14 protein-coding genes are annotated in these 13,826 nt (G+C 35.2%); 5 read left to right on the top strand and 9 right to left on the bottom strand.

Annotated elements, in window-relative coordinates; genetic code table 11:
• Nucleotides 1-7: 7 nt before the first annotated feature.
• The 3 genes from MKX31_RS00780 to MKX31_RS00770 form a co-directional block, all read right to left on the bottom strand.
• Complete coding sequence (locus tag MKX31_RS00780) at nt 8-1,246, bottom strand: serine hydrolase domain-containing protein (RefSeq protein ID WP_088046945.1); 1,239 nt, start codon at nt 1,244-1,246, stop codon at nt 8-10.
• Nucleotides 1,247-1,509: 263 nt separating this feature from the next.
• On the bottom strand, nt 1,510-3,012 hold the full coding sequence (nagE, locus tag MKX31_RS00775; protein ID WP_064477256.1) for an N-acetylglucosamine-specific PTS transporter subunit IIBC: 1,503 nt from the start codon (nt 3,010-3,012) through the stop codon (nt 1,510-1,512).
• A gap of 171 nt (nt 3,013-3,183) precedes the next feature.
• Entirely contained in the window at nt 3,184-3,267 is an 84-nt protein-coding gene (locus MKX31_RS00770; protein WP_081257449.1) for a transcriptional regulator, read from the bottom strand.
• 69 nt (nt 3,268-3,336) lie between these two features.
• On the opposite strand from MKX31_RS00770, the gene glsA reads away from it, so the two are divergent.
• Together glsA and MKX31_RS00760 are read left to right on the top strand one after the other, a co-directional pair.
• Nucleotides 3,337-4,266 carry a glutaminase A gene (gene glsA / locus MKX31_RS00765; protein ID WP_001149843.1) on the top strand — a complete coding sequence of 310 codons (930 nt, stop codon included), beginning with the start codon at nt 3,337-3,339 and terminating at the stop codon, nt 4,264-4,266.
• A 175-nt stretch (nt 4,267-4,441) separates the two neighbouring features.
• Nucleotides 4,442-4,783, top strand: a complete 342-nt coding sequence (locus MKX31_RS00760; protein WP_283792337.1) for a DUF3969 family protein — start codon at nt 4,442-4,444, stop codon at nt 4,781-4,783.
• Nucleotides 4,784-4,905: 122 nt separating this feature from the next.
• Here the strand turns inward: MKX31_RS00760 and MKX31_RS00755 are convergent, their stop codons facing one another.
• A complete protein-coding gene (locus MKX31_RS00755) occupies nt 4,906-5,517 on the bottom strand; it encodes a manganese efflux pump (RefSeq protein WP_098102471.1) in 612 nt (203 codons plus the stop codon).
• Between the two features lie 130 nt (nt 5,518-5,647).
• On the opposite strand from MKX31_RS00755, the gene MKX31_RS00750 reads away from it, so the two are divergent.
• A complete protein-coding gene (locus MKX31_RS00750) occupies nt 5,648-6,301 on the top strand; it encodes a DUF1232 domain-containing protein (protein WP_098102470.1) in 654 nt (217 codons plus the stop codon).
• Between the two features lie 99 nt (nt 6,302-6,400).
• Here MKX31_RS00750 and MKX31_RS00745 read toward each other — a convergent pair whose 3' ends face one another.
• From MKX31_RS00745 to MKX31_RS00735, 3 genes are all read right to left on the bottom strand, one after another.
• Nucleotides 6,401-7,675, bottom strand: coding sequence for an acetylornithine deacetylase (locus MKX31_RS00745; protein WP_064477254.1), 1,275 nt, complete (start codon nt 7,673-7,675; stop codon nt 6,401-6,403).
• Between the two features lie 108 nt (nt 7,676-7,783).
• Nucleotides 7,784-9,205, bottom strand: coding sequence for an amino acid permease (locus tag MKX31_RS00740; protein WP_064477253.1), 1,422 nt, complete (start codon nt 9,203-9,205; stop codon nt 7,784-7,786).
• 99 nt (nt 9,206-9,304) lie between these two features.
• Nucleotides 9,305-9,559 carry a biotin/lipoyl-containing protein gene (locus tag MKX31_RS00735; protein ID WP_000784766.1) on the bottom strand — a complete coding sequence of 85 codons (255 nt, stop codon included), beginning with the start codon at nt 9,557-9,559 and terminating at the stop codon, nt 9,305-9,307.
• Between the two features lie 274 nt (nt 9,560-9,833).
• Here MKX31_RS00735 and MKX31_RS00730 point away from each other — a divergent pair, with 274 nt between their 5' ends.
• Both MKX31_RS00730 and MKX31_RS00725 read left to right on the top strand, forming a co-directional pair.
• Nucleotides 9,834-11,237: a sigma-54 interaction domain-containing protein gene (locus MKX31_RS00730; RefSeq protein WP_064477252.1), complete on the top strand. Its 1,404-nt coding sequence runs from the start codon at nt 9,834-9,836 to the stop codon at nt 11,235-11,237.
• A 157-nt stretch (nt 11,238-11,394) separates the two neighbouring features.
• Nucleotides 11,395-11,592, top strand: a complete 198-nt coding sequence (locus MKX31_RS00725; RefSeq protein WP_000063919.1) for a hypothetical protein — start codon at nt 11,395-11,397, stop codon at nt 11,590-11,592.
• A gap of 53 nt (nt 11,593-11,645) precedes the next feature.
• On the opposite strand, the gene truA is transcribed toward MKX31_RS00725, so the two are convergent.
• Together truA and rlmD are read right to left on the bottom strand one after the other, a co-directional pair.
• On the bottom strand, nt 11,646-12,383 hold the full coding sequence (gene truA, locus MKX31_RS00720) for a tRNA pseudouridine(38-40) synthase TruA (protein ID WP_064477251.1): 738 nt from the start codon (nt 12,381-12,383) through the stop codon (nt 11,646-11,648).
• 56 nt (nt 12,384-12,439) lie between these two features.
• Nucleotides 12,440-13,819, bottom strand: coding sequence for a 23S rRNA (uracil(1939)-C(5))-methyltransferase RlmD (rlmD, locus tag MKX31_RS00715; RefSeq protein WP_340979721.1), 1,380 nt, complete (start codon nt 13,817-13,819; stop codon nt 12,440-12,442).
• Nucleotides 13,820-13,826 lie beyond the last annotated feature (7 nt).

The following is a 13,826-nucleotide window of genomic DNA, read 5'->3' as shown; positions in this document are numbered from 1 at the left end:
TAGCCTCTTACACTTCAATATTTCGCAACATCGTATAAATGTCGTTATTCACTTTACCAAACGATTTAATGTTGTTTTGAATGTTAGATAATAAAACGACATACACACTTCCGTTTTTACTAAATCCATTTAAGCAATTCCATCCTGGCATTACACCGTGATTTGAATAACTACCTGGGTCTACGTACCAACCAAATCCGTAATCTTTTTTTCCGCCTGTAAACATTTGATCATAGCTCTCTTTTGAAATTAACTTCCCAGAGAAGAGTGCTTCATTAAATAAATATAAATCATGTGCACTTGTATATATATCACCACAACCATATAGTTGTGACATACTTGGAATATTAGGTGTTGTCATATTGTTATTTACTATTTTATAACCTGTCGATGGAAACCTTGTTTGCTCTAACGCTTTACCGAAACCAGAATGTTTCATACCCGCAGTAGCAAAAATATGTTGTTTAATATATTCTTCTAACGGTTGTCCACTTACCTTCTCAGCGATGTAGGCAAGTATCGAATAGTTCGAATCGGAATATTTCCATTTCTCTCCTGGACCCCCAACACGCTTTTGCTTTCCTATTCGTTTTATCAATTCTTCATGAGAAATATCCTCTGTTCCCTGCTCATACTCTGGGATTCCTGATGTATGTGTTAGTAAATGTTTTAACTGAATACCATTACCTTGAGGGAAATCTGGAATATACTTTGCAACCGTATCCTCTACGTTTAATTTATTTTGATCCTTTAATTGCATAATAGCAGTCGCTACAAATGCCTTTGAAATAGAACCAATATAAAAAGTTGTCTCTGAATTATTCGGTACTTGTTTCTCTTTGTTCGCCATACCGTATCCCTTATTTAAAAGAACTTTTCCGTTCTTCACAATAACAGCCGTCCCGCTAAATCCTGCGTTTTGTAAATATTGATCTAATTGAGCGTTTTCATTAATTTCTTGAGGTGGTCCCTCAGCAGGCTTTTCCACAGCTTGTACTTGCTTTACTTGTTCTTCCTGCTCTTTTTGTTTTTGTGCTTCTTGCTTCTTCTTTTCTTCTTTCTTTTTTAGCTCTTCTTGTTTCTTCATTTCTGCTGCTTTTAAAGTTTCTTCTTTCTTATTATGCGCAACAATTTTTGTATACATGAAATATACAACTGAAAATAGTAAGACGAGAATGATTGTTCTTTTTATGTATACAATCGGCCGACGTGCTTTCCCATTCGCATTATTTTTTTCCTGATCCATGATTGCTTTTTTCCCCTTATTTACCGATAATTTAATTCCACTACACAAGATTCATTCCGGATCTTTTTCATAGATTTTTGACATTCCATTCGACGTCATCCCTACTTTATCACGCACTACCCATATTACCAACCTATATGTATGAAAAAGAAAAAGAAAATTTACAAAAGTAAGATTCCCGTTAAATTGTTAACAAAAAAAGAGGATATCCTCTAAAAAAATTGATGTTATCAATCTTTTGGGATATCCTCTTATCTCATTATTTATACGTGTTTTTTCATATCATCGGCAACGGATTCAACATTTGTACCTACGATAACTTGGACACTCGTGTTACTTAATTTCATAACACCTTTTGCACCAGCACGTTTTAATGCTGCTTCGTTTACTTGACCAGCATCTTTCACTTGTAAGCGTAGACGTGTTGCACAGTTATCAATAACTGTTAAGTTTTCTTTTCCACCTAAAGCTGCTACGTAAGTTTCACCAATTGAACCTGCAACTGGCGCATCATCCTCTTCAGCTAACTCATCGTCATCTTCACGACCAGGAGTTTTTAGGTCGAATTTCTTAATTAAGAAGTAGAATACTACAAAGTAAATTACTGCGTAAATTAAACCGATTCCCGCTAGCAATACTGGTTTTGTTGCAATACCGAAGTTTAAGAAGTAATCAATTGCACCGGCACTAAATGTGAAACCATCGTGAATGCCAAGTGATGTTGTTACAAATAAAGAAATACCTGTTAACACGGCATGAATACCATATAATACTGGTGATAAGAACATGAATGAGAATTCAATTGGTTCTGTAATACCAGTTAAGAATGAAGTTAATGCTAGACCACCTAACATACCTGTAACCATTTTACGTTTTTCTGGTTTAGCAGCTGCAATCATTGCGAAACATGCTGCTGGTAAACCGAACATCATAACTGGGAAGAAACCAGTCATAAACATACCTGCTGTTTTATCCCCTGCAAGGAAGCGAGCAATATCACCATTTACAACATTACCTGCTGCATTTGTAAAGTCACCAAATACGAACCAGAAGTATGTGTTCATTACGTGGTGTAAACCAATTGGAATTAATAGACGGTTTAATAAACCAAATAGACCTGAACCAACTGCACCTAAATTAACAATTCCATGAGCTAATGCATCGATAGCATTTTGAATTGCTGGCCAAATTTGAGCGAATAGAATTCCTAATATTAGCATCACAACCGATGTAACAATCGGAACGAAACGTTTTCCAGCAAAGAAACCTAACCATTCTGGAAGTTTAATCTTATGGAATTTATTATAAAGGAATCCTGCTATAACGCCGACAATAATACCACCTAAAACTTTCATATCCACTTTAGTCGATAATTCGGCGGCCTTAGATACTTGTGTCATTGTATCTGCCAGCTTAGATGGATCTACATTTGCGCTATTGCCTATTAAATCTTGAACTTTACCTAATTTATCTTGTAATTCTACAGTAGAATATCCCTTACTAAGTGCATCAATACTGTTTTTCATAACCAGATAACCAATTGCACCTGCAAGACCTGCTGCACCACTACCATCCACTGAAAGACCGATTGCAATACCAATTGCAAAAATAAGTGCTAAATTATCAAAAACCGCTGCGCCGGCCTGTGCCATAACAGGAATATCAAATACATCCGGTTGCCCTAAACGAAGCAATAATCCTGCTGCTGGTAGTACGGCGATTGGAAGCATTAACGCTTTACCAATACGTTGTAAAAACTGCAACATTTTAATTCCCCCTATCAAATTTATGAAATCGTTATCATTATAAGTACGCCTTAGAAAACGCTTTCTATTTACATAACCATAATAACATATAGTTGTATAGATGTGTAGTTTTTATTTTCGAATTTTTTATGGATAAATCTCCTATTTCCAAACTGTTATATAAAAGGAAAATTATCCTTTTTTAATATAGAATACTCGAAACGAAATACCTACTATAGTACATATAACTTTCGTTTTATCATTCCACCTTTTCATGTTATTATTTATTTCCGAGCATATCGGGAAAAGTAAACGTAGTTAATTCGAAATAGGAGCGTTGGTACTATGCAGTGCATTGAAACAAACAACTTACAACAGTTGTTAGAACAAGTAAAACCATATACGAAAAAAGGAAAGCTTGCTACTTATATCCCCGAACTAGGAAATGCAAATCCGGCTGATTTAGGGATTGCCATTTTCCATAAAGAAACAGAATACATCCATGCTGGCAACTCACAAACACTATTTACTCTTCAAAGTATTTCAAAAGTAATTACACTTGCACTTGCCCTTTTAGATCGTGGTGAAGAATATGTATTTTCTAAAGTTGGAATGGAACCAACTGGTGACCCATTTAATTCTATTATTAAGTTAGAAACGACAAGTCCTTCTAAGCCACTTAATCCAATGATTAATGCAGGGGCACTAGCTATTACAAGTATGTTAACCGGAAATGATAATGAAGAAAAAATGGAGCGCATCCTTCATTTTGTACGTGAAATAACAGATAATCCTACTATTAATTATTCTTCTAAAGTTGCCAATTCAGAATTAGAGACAGCTTACTTAAACCGTTCACTTTGTTACTATATGAAACAAAACGGAATTATCGATTGTGACATCGAAGAACTTATGGATTTATACACTCGTCAATGTGCAGTTGAAGTAAACTGTATCGATTTAGCGCGTATCGGCTTAATTTTTGCGATGGATGGCTATGATCCATATAAGAAAAAACAAATTATCCCTAAACATATTACAAAAATCTGTAAAACATTTATGGTTACATGCGGTATGTATAACGAGTCTGGTGAATTTGCGATTCGTGTTGGTATTCCAGCCAAAAGTGGTGTAGCTGGTGGTATTTTCGGCTGCGTAAAAGGAGAAATGGGAATTGGTATTTTCGGACCAGCTTTAGATGCAAACGGAAATAGTATCGCCGGTTTTAAAATTCTTGAACTTCTTTCTGCTCAAGAAGGTTGGAGCATTTTTTAATTCAGAGTTATCCTGCTATACTAGCAGGATTTTTTTATTTCATAAAACCCTCAATTTTATCAGCTATCCATATCCTTACAAAAACCGTACTGAAAGTTTCTCTATATCATGCATATTTGCTCCCCCCTCCTGAATAATATAGTACAACCTAGCGCTATATGTGGAGGTGTGAAAGATGAAACTAATATTTCAAATGGAAAAACAGCCTGTTCTTGAAAAAACAATTCTCCTTTTTATATTGAGTATTGTAGAAAGCTTGAAGTTAAAAGTTGTTTCACTCGATGAAGCTCACCGATACATATTCAATTTAGAAGTGCTTGAACTACTAATGGATCGAAACATCGATGATCAAGTACTTGAACTCATCCACTTCGGAATGGGACTTGAAGACATTCATCATGTGCTTCCTGAAGAACTTGAACATACTATTGAAGAATTAAAGTGGCTTTGCATTCAAGTGTTAAGTGAGTACAGTATGTATGAAGAATCGGAACAATTAATTGAAGATATACGTTAAAAAAGCACCTATGTAGGTGCTTTAATATTTATAAAAGCAGTAACGTTTCGGTAATTGCGCATCCGGTGTCGATATATGCAATTCATTCGAATATTTCCGAGGAAATGCTCGAACATTGTATGTTACAATAACTGATCTATCCCAATAAAAACTAATAGCATGCCCGCAATAACAGTAGCCCATTTCCCTAAGTATGCTGCTAAAAATCTTTTTCCTACATACGCAAAACCACTAATACAAATAAAACTAAACACCCCAGAAATAGTTGCTGTAAGCCACAGATTCAAGTTTGTTACCCCAGCATCAAATCCACCTGCAATATTATTAATAGACAATGCAATCCCTAAAACAATTGCTTCTGAAAAACTAATTGTTTTAGAACCATCAAAATCTGCTTTTTCTGGATCACGTAAAATTCCCATAAGTACATTACCATCGTTAGAACCTACAGTATTTCTTTGCCCCAAGAAAGGCTGACACAAAATAAACATCCCGATTATTCCTAAAACGATTGCTCCAATCAGGTTTGCAGTAAACTCTGAAATAAATAACGCTATCCAGTTCCCAAAAAATCCAGCTAACAAAGTAAATAAAAACCCAAAAAATGCGATGATAAAATTGTTAAGCCACGAAATTCGAATTTTACGAATGCCATATGCAATCCCAACACCTGCATTATCTAAATTAGAAGCAATCCCGATTAAAAAAATTGAAAATAGACCTGCCGTACTCATAAACAGCCACCCCTTTTTCTCACTTTTCCATGCATCTTATGAAAATGTTGAGCAACTGTGCCTGTCTGTTTCATATACATGTAATAAATGCTCAACATTTTTTCAACAATAAAAAAGGAGTGCCTTCACTATGCCTAGAGAAAATCCACATGAGCGGCTTAGTACATTAATAAAAAAACTTTTAAAAGAACGTGCCTTATCCATGCGCCAATTAGGAATGCATACAAATATTGATCCCGCAACAATCTCAAGAATTATGAATGGTAAACAACCGCCAAAACAAAAACATCTACAAAAATTTGCAGAATGTTTGCAAGTTCCACCCCAATTGTTATTTGATGAAATGTATCCTGATTCTCCTCACATTAATAAAGAGAAGACGGATATGTACACGTCTCTTGATACAATTCAGCAAACGCTGCAATCCTCTAACTTATTCGATTTCGACTATACAACAACTCGCGTAAAACAAGAACTTGAAAACTATGAACGCTATGCTCAGACAACAGAAGGCGAAAAACGTATTCATGAAAGTTTCGCCAGTAAATTAGAACAAATTGATAGCGCTGGTCCTTTTATTGAACAATTAACCGATATGTATCAACAATTTTGCAATGAAACTATCTCAAAAGAAGAACGTGCAGTTCTTGGAGGCGCATTACTGTATTTCATTTTATCGACAGATATTATTCCCGACTATCTCTTTCCAATTGGCTATTTAGATGATGCAATTGCTGTTGAATTAGCGAAAGAGAAATTAATCGAACTAAAACGAAAGACATAGAAAAATAAAGAACTATTTCAGTTGTTTCTGTTCAACTCTGAAATAGTTCACTAAAAAATCGTACAAGTATACATACCTGTACGATTTCAACACACTAATCTATTTTTTTGTATGACACCATTCATATATAAATGCTGTTATTACTTTTGTAAATTCAATTAACTGTTCTACTTCAACTTTCTCATTTATTGAATGAGCTTCTTCTAATGTACCTGGTCCGTAAATAACAGCTGGAATATGAAATTCACTAAACCAACCACCATCCGTTACCGTTGCAGACATATCTAAAATTGCATTTTTAGATAGAATTGATTCGTGCACTGAGCTAAGCGTTTTTACTGCTGCATGTTCACGATCTACTTCTAAAGAAGGGAAAATTTCGCCACGATCCACAATCATTGATTCTCCGCCCCACTTAAATTGTGGTGGATTTTCACTTAACCATGGATCGGCAGCCGCTACTTTCTCAATATACTCTTCAATTTCTTTTATTATTTGTTCATATGTTTCATTCGGATAGAAGTGCACCGTTATCCATAACCGGCACTCATCTGCAATAAACGCTGCATGACGTCCGCCTTCAATAACAGCTGGATTAATTGTTGTTGTTCCAGATGGATAGCCTTCATATGTTTTCATGACTGCCCAATGACGCTCTAATTCTTGTAAACTTTGCACAATTTTCATCATTTTTTCAATTGCACTCGCTCCGAATAAACGTCCTCCAGCATGAATCATTTGCCTGCGTGTTGCATCATGAAACGTCTGGGGGCTTTTCACAGTAATCCATCCAGTAATTACGCCGCCCTGTCCTTGCATATGTAAATCACTTGTATCCACTACGACTGCAAAATCAGCATCATAACCTCTTTTGCAGCATTGAAGTGTACCTGCCTCTCCCACTTCTTCCCCAATTACGGATTGAAAGATTAAATCTCCAGGTAATTCAATACCAGCTTCTTGTAAAAGCTGAATAGCAAATAGCGCTCCAGCCAGTCCCCCTTTCATATCTGCCGCACCACGTCCAACTAACCAACCATCTTTTATAAATGGTTCAAACGGATTTGTATCCCACGCCTCATCTGCTGACACTTCAGCTACATCCACATGTCCATTAATAATAAGACTTTTATGTGTGTCACTTTCTATCCCTTTTCTCACCCCAACAACGTTCGGGTCATTCGGATATACATCCCATTTATCAACACTAAAATTTCGTTTTCTTAGAAAATCTGCAACAAATTCTTGCACCTCATTTGTATTCCTCGCCGGCGGTGCTGGTGTTTCAAAGCGAATTAAAGTTTTTGTAAGCTCTAGTAACTCATCTTTTCGTAAATCAATCTGTTCTAATAGCTGTGAAACTTCTTGATTCATCGCTAATTCCCCTTTGCATACATAGTATGTTTCCAGCTTTATTGTCACAAAAAAAGAGACTGTTTACAATTTTACAGTCTCTTTTTTTAGCATAAGTTTCTACTATATTTATAAACTTTCTGCCTCTGTTTTATTTGTTTTTTCAATATGTTCTACCTTACGTGCCTTATTTCTTGTCGCACGGTAAAACAGTAAACAAACAATCATAAATGGAATACCACAATATAATGCCATTCTTTGTTCTGGAATAAAAGCCATACCAACAATTACTGTTACATTTAATACTAACGCAAGCAGTGGTACAAATGGATACAGCGGTGTTTTAAATTTCAAGTCCTTCACATCCCCGCCCTGCTTAATGTATGACCTTCTAGCCAATAAGTTAGATAGAGCAATAGATGCCCAAACTAATATCGCCCCAAACCCGGCAATAGAAAGTAGCCATAAATAAACTGTATCTTCCGCATAAATACCTGATAGTAATGAAAGGCAACCTACAATTGTACTTACAATCAATGCATAAATAGGAACACCATTTTTAGATAACTTACCGAAAATTGGACTAATCATGCCTTGGTTAGACATAGACCATAGCATACGAGAAGTTGCATATAATCCTGAATTCGCAACGGATAGAACCGCTGTAATAATAACGAAATTTATAATATCGGCTGCATAAGGAATGCCAATTTTATCAAATACAACTACGAATGGACTTTCTATCACTCCTGCTTGCTGCCAAGGGAATAAGCCTGCAAGAATGAAAATAGATAATACAAAGAACACAAGTATACGCCAAACTGTATTATTAATTGCCTTCGGGATCGTTTTCTCTGGATTTTCACTCTCTCCAGCTGCAATACCAACTAGTTCCGTTCCTTGGAAGGAAAAATTAACTGCAATCATCGTAATTAAAATGGCTGATAACCCATTTGGAAACAACCCACCATAATCAGTAAAGCTAGAGAACATCGGTGCAGGTTCGTTTCCTTTCATATCTAGAAAACCAAACATTGCTGCCCCGCCTAAAATAATAAATGCAATGATTGTAATTACTTTAATACTTGCAAACCAAAATTCAACTTCTGCAAAACTTCTTGAAGATAACGCATTGATAGCAAAAAGAAGCACCGCAAACACTACACACCAAATCCATGACGGTACATCAGGAAACCATCGTTTCATTAAAATACTAACTGCAATCAGTTCAATACCTATCGTAGCAGACCAGTTTAGCCACGACATCCAGCCGACTACATAACCCGCTGCAGGGGAAATGTGCTTTGTAGCATACGTTTGATAAGATCCTGCGTCAGGCATCGCAACAGCTAACTCTCCAAGACAGAGCATCGTTAAATACATAACAAATCCTCCAACAAGATACGCTACAATCGCTCCTCCAGGCCCAGCTTCATGAATTGTATACCCAGATCCTAAAAAAAGACCGGTACCAATAACTCCTCCAAGTGCAATCATAAATATGTGCCTGCTTTTCAATTCCCGTTTTAACCCTTGGTTTTGATCCATCATATAAATCCCCCCTTTTCCCTTTGGAAACCCATTTCATGTAAGCGTTTTTAAAAATATTCATAATAAGAATAATTATTGAAAAGAGCAAAATACATAGTATCAATCACTACCTGTTATTAAAAGATCATCCCTCACTGTTATTAATAACTTTTTATCAGCGATAGCTTGTCCTTCTACTACTTCTAAGGATTCGATATATCCACTGATCCCTACTTTAATTTCTACTTTCTGTTTATCTATTGTTTCAATTAACGCTAATTTCTCCCACTCGTATACGTAAGAACTTTCCGTAACAAATAACTTCTCTACTTTCCCATAACAAGGACTATACACGCCTTCTATAACCATCTTCACTTTATAAACTCCTCCTTCTTATTAATTGGTACTGAAACGTTGCATATCCCTCCTTTAGAGATTTCAACTATTATTTATGCAAAATGCGTACCAATCTCCAATTCCTATTTAAAATGAAGGTTTCTCAAAAAAAAATCTTCATAACCGCAAAATTTTTCTATCATTTGAGAAATTTTAAAGAGAAAATAGCAAAAAAATTTTGCGATTTTATAAGAATTTTAATAAAATTATAAAAAGTCAGTCTTCATAGGGTGAAATGAGGAGAAGATAATCTATGCGTACAGAAGAAATTAATTTTAAACAGATCATTGAAATGAATATGCTATATGAAACTTTACTTAATGAGCTCGATATCGGGATTCATATTATTAATGAGGAAAGTAAAACGATTATCTATAACCGCAAAATGATGGAAATTGAATCAATGGAACGCTCAGATGTGCTATATAAAAGTCCTATAGAAGTATTCGCATTTGAAGAAAATAAAAATAGTACTCTTATAGAGGCATTAAAATTAGGAAAAACAAACAAAAATATAAAACAAACGTATTTTAACAATAAAGGGCAAGAAATTACAACGATTAACAATACTTTCCCTATAATAGAAAACGGAAAAATTAAAGGCGCTATTGAAATTTCAACAGAGATTAGCCATTTCAAACAAACGATGAAAACGAACCTTTCTCGAAAACAAAATAATAAATTTACCTTTGATCACATAATCGGTGATTCTAATGCTCTTCAATCTGTCATTACAGAAGCAAAGAGAGTAATTCGTACATCCTCATCCATACTTCTCGTAGGAGAAACAGGGACCGGTAAAGAACTATTTGCACAAAGTATCCATAATGAAAGTCAACGTTCAACAAAACCATTTATTTCACAAAACTGTGCCGCTATACCTGATACACTCATGGAAAGCTTATTATTTGGTACGAACCGAGGTGCATTTACAGGAGCTATCGATAAAGCTGGTTTATTTGAAGAAGCAAATGGAGGAACTTTGTTATTAGATGAGATCAACTCATTAAGTCCAGCACTTCAAGCGAAGTTACTACGAGCTATACAAGAAAAAACAATACGAAGAATCGGAGGCACACAAGAAAAAGAAATTGATGTTCGTATTATAGCAACTATTAATGAAGATCCTCTTGAAGCTATTACACACAATCGATTACGGAAAGACTTATATTACCGATTAAGCGTCGTTACTTTATGTCTCCCGCCTTTACGTGAACGAAAAGAAGATATTCCTGATCTTGTGCAGCACTTTATCGAAAAGTACAACATTCAATTTGGACTTGGCGTAACGGATCTAGATGTACATGTAAGAGAATTCTTGTATGCATATGATTGGCCTGGAAACGTACGAGAATTGGAACATATCATTGAAGGTTCAATGAATTTAGTTGAAGATGAAAATATCATTACAGCTTTTCATCTTCCCACTCGCTTTCGTGAACAAATAAAAAAAGAATTCAATATGCAACCTTCCCTAACTAATAACGATGCTGATGCACCTAAAACGTTAAAGCACACAATAGAGGCAATGGAGAAGAACTACATCAATCAAATTCTGACAGAGTATCACGGTAATATCTCACAGGCTGCAAAGTTTTTAGGATTAAGTAGGCAAAACTTACAATATCGAATTAAAAAATTGCATTTACACATATGAAATGAAGTGAAGCTTTAATCTGTGGAGGTTTTGTCTACCCTCACCAATTGGACTTTTATTGCCTGTTAATGCAGGATAAATCTGCTTCCAAGCGCAAATATAAATTGGAAAAATATGCTACAATAAACATATAACATACTAGAAAGGAACGATATATATGAGTAATGATAACAAATTAAAGTTATTACAATACTTAGCCTTCTTCCCTACCATTGTATGTATGATGTTACTAGTTGATATGAATGCTTATCCTTATGCAAAACTATTAGCAACAATTAGCGGCTCCTTTGCAGCTATTATGCTTGCTGCTTTTTGGAATTTGAAGATACGTATGAAGAAAGAAAAATCTTCTTAATGCCAAAACAATAAAAAAATCGAGCTTACACAGCTCGATTTTTTTACTGTTTATTAAAACTCAACATTCTCCAAATACAAACCACTTGCCTCAGCAAGACAATTAATTTGATTACGTTGTTTTTCCTCTAAAATATTTGGGATTGTGTCCGCATCTAATTGTCCTAATCCAACTTCAATTAATGCTCCAACAATTTTTCTTACCATGTTATGAAGGAATCCGTTACCACTTACTCTAATTTGTACAAATCCTGCTTCTTCCATCACTTCAAGTGTATATACTTCTCGAACCATAGACTTTTTCTTTGATTTCGCATTTGAAAAAGCAGTAAAATCATGTGAACCAACTAAATGTTTCGCAGCTTCTTTCATGCTTTTCACATTTAATTTTTTATTCACATGCATGCTGTATTTACGCATAAATGGATTTGTATGCTCTTCATTCCAAATTTTATAAAGATATGTTTTTGCTTTAGAATTGTAACGAGCATGGAAGCGATCTTGTACTTCTTCTACACTCGTAATGCTAATATCGTTGGGTAAATATTGATTTAAATATTTTTTCACTTTATGTTCCACTAACTTCTCATCACTTTGAAAGTTAGCAACTTGATTCAAAGCATGTACACCCGCATCTGTTCTACTACAACCGATAATTTCAATTTCTTTTCCGATCATTTCAGATATGACACTCTCGATTTTTCCTTGAATTGTATTATCGTTATTACCGAGACGTTGCCATCCTTTAAAACGTGCACCATCGTACTGAATCGTTAATTTATAATTATTCATTTTACTCTCCTTCATAGAAAATATTCCCTCATATCGTGAGGGAATATGAATACACTTTACTTTCTAACAAGCTTCACTACATTTTCTACATGAGCTGTATGTGGGAACATATCAACTGGTTGTACATATTCCACTTCATAACTCTTCATTAATGCTTGTACATCACGTGCTAATGAAGAAGGATTACAAGATACGTAAACAACTTGTTTTGGTTTCACTTTTAAAATTGTTTCCAGTAATTTATCATCGCAACCTGTACGAGGTGGATCGACAACAATTACATCTGGACGCCATCCTTCTTTTACCCATTTCGGTAACCATTGTTCAGCTTTACCTGCTTCATATTTCGTATTTGTAAATCCGTGACGCTTCGCATTTTTTCTTGCATCTTCAATCGCTTCTGGAATTACATCCATACCACGTACTTCCGCTGCATCATTTGCAAGCCAAAGACCGATTGTACCAACACCACAATACGCATCTACAATTTTCTCATCGCCTGTTAAAGCAGCTGCTTTTTTCGCTTCATCGTATAAAACAACTGTTTGTTCTGGATTTAACTGGAAGAATGCACATGCTGATAATTCAAATGATAAATCACCTAGTGTTTCTTGAATTACTTCTTTTCCAGCTAATTTAAATGTTTTATCACCGAAAATAACAGATGTTTTACGCCAGTTTACGTTTTGCATAATTGATTTAACAGCTGGCATCTGTTTTTGTACTTCTGCGATAAATTGATCTTTATTTGGTAATTCTTCTTTTGTTGTAATAAGTGTAACTTGTACTTCCCCTGTTTGAACTGCAGTACGTGTCACAATTGTGCGTACTAAACCTTTTTGTTTTTTCTCATTGTAAATAGAAACATTTAATTTTTCTAATATACGTCTTACAACTTTTGTCGCTTCATTCGTTGCTTTATGTTGAATCATACAGTGAGCAATATCAATTAACTGATGTGAGTTTTGCTTATACAGCCCTGTAATAACCTTTTCGTCTTTACGTCCCACTTGTAATTGACTCTTATTACGATAATGCCATGGGTTTTCCATACCAAGCGTTGGACGAATTTTTTCTTCCAAACTGTTGTTCATATACTTCTCGAATGCTTGTACAACGATATCACGCTTTTGATTTAATTGTTCTTTATAATCTAAATGTTGCAGCTGACAACCGCCACACTCTTCATATACCGGACATGGTGCTTTCACACGATGTGGTGAAGCTTTACGAACTTTTTTCACTTTCGCTTCAGCGAAGCCACGCTGAATTTTCGTTGTTTCAGCAACAACTTCTTCTCCTGGTAATGCCCCTGGAATGAAAACAACTTGTCTCTTAAAATAACCAACGCCTTCTCCGTTAATCCCAAGACGTTTAATTGTCACAGGAAACGTTTGACCAACTTCCAACTTACTCTCATGTTGCTTTTGTATCATTATTACA

This window comes from Bacillus sp. FSL M8-0063, assembly GCF_038005545.1.
Classification (GTDB): Bacteria; Bacillota; Bacilli; order Bacillales; family Bacillaceae_G; genus Bacillus_A; species Bacillus_A wiedmannii.
This window is presented reverse-complemented; position numbering and strand designations above follow the sequence as displayed.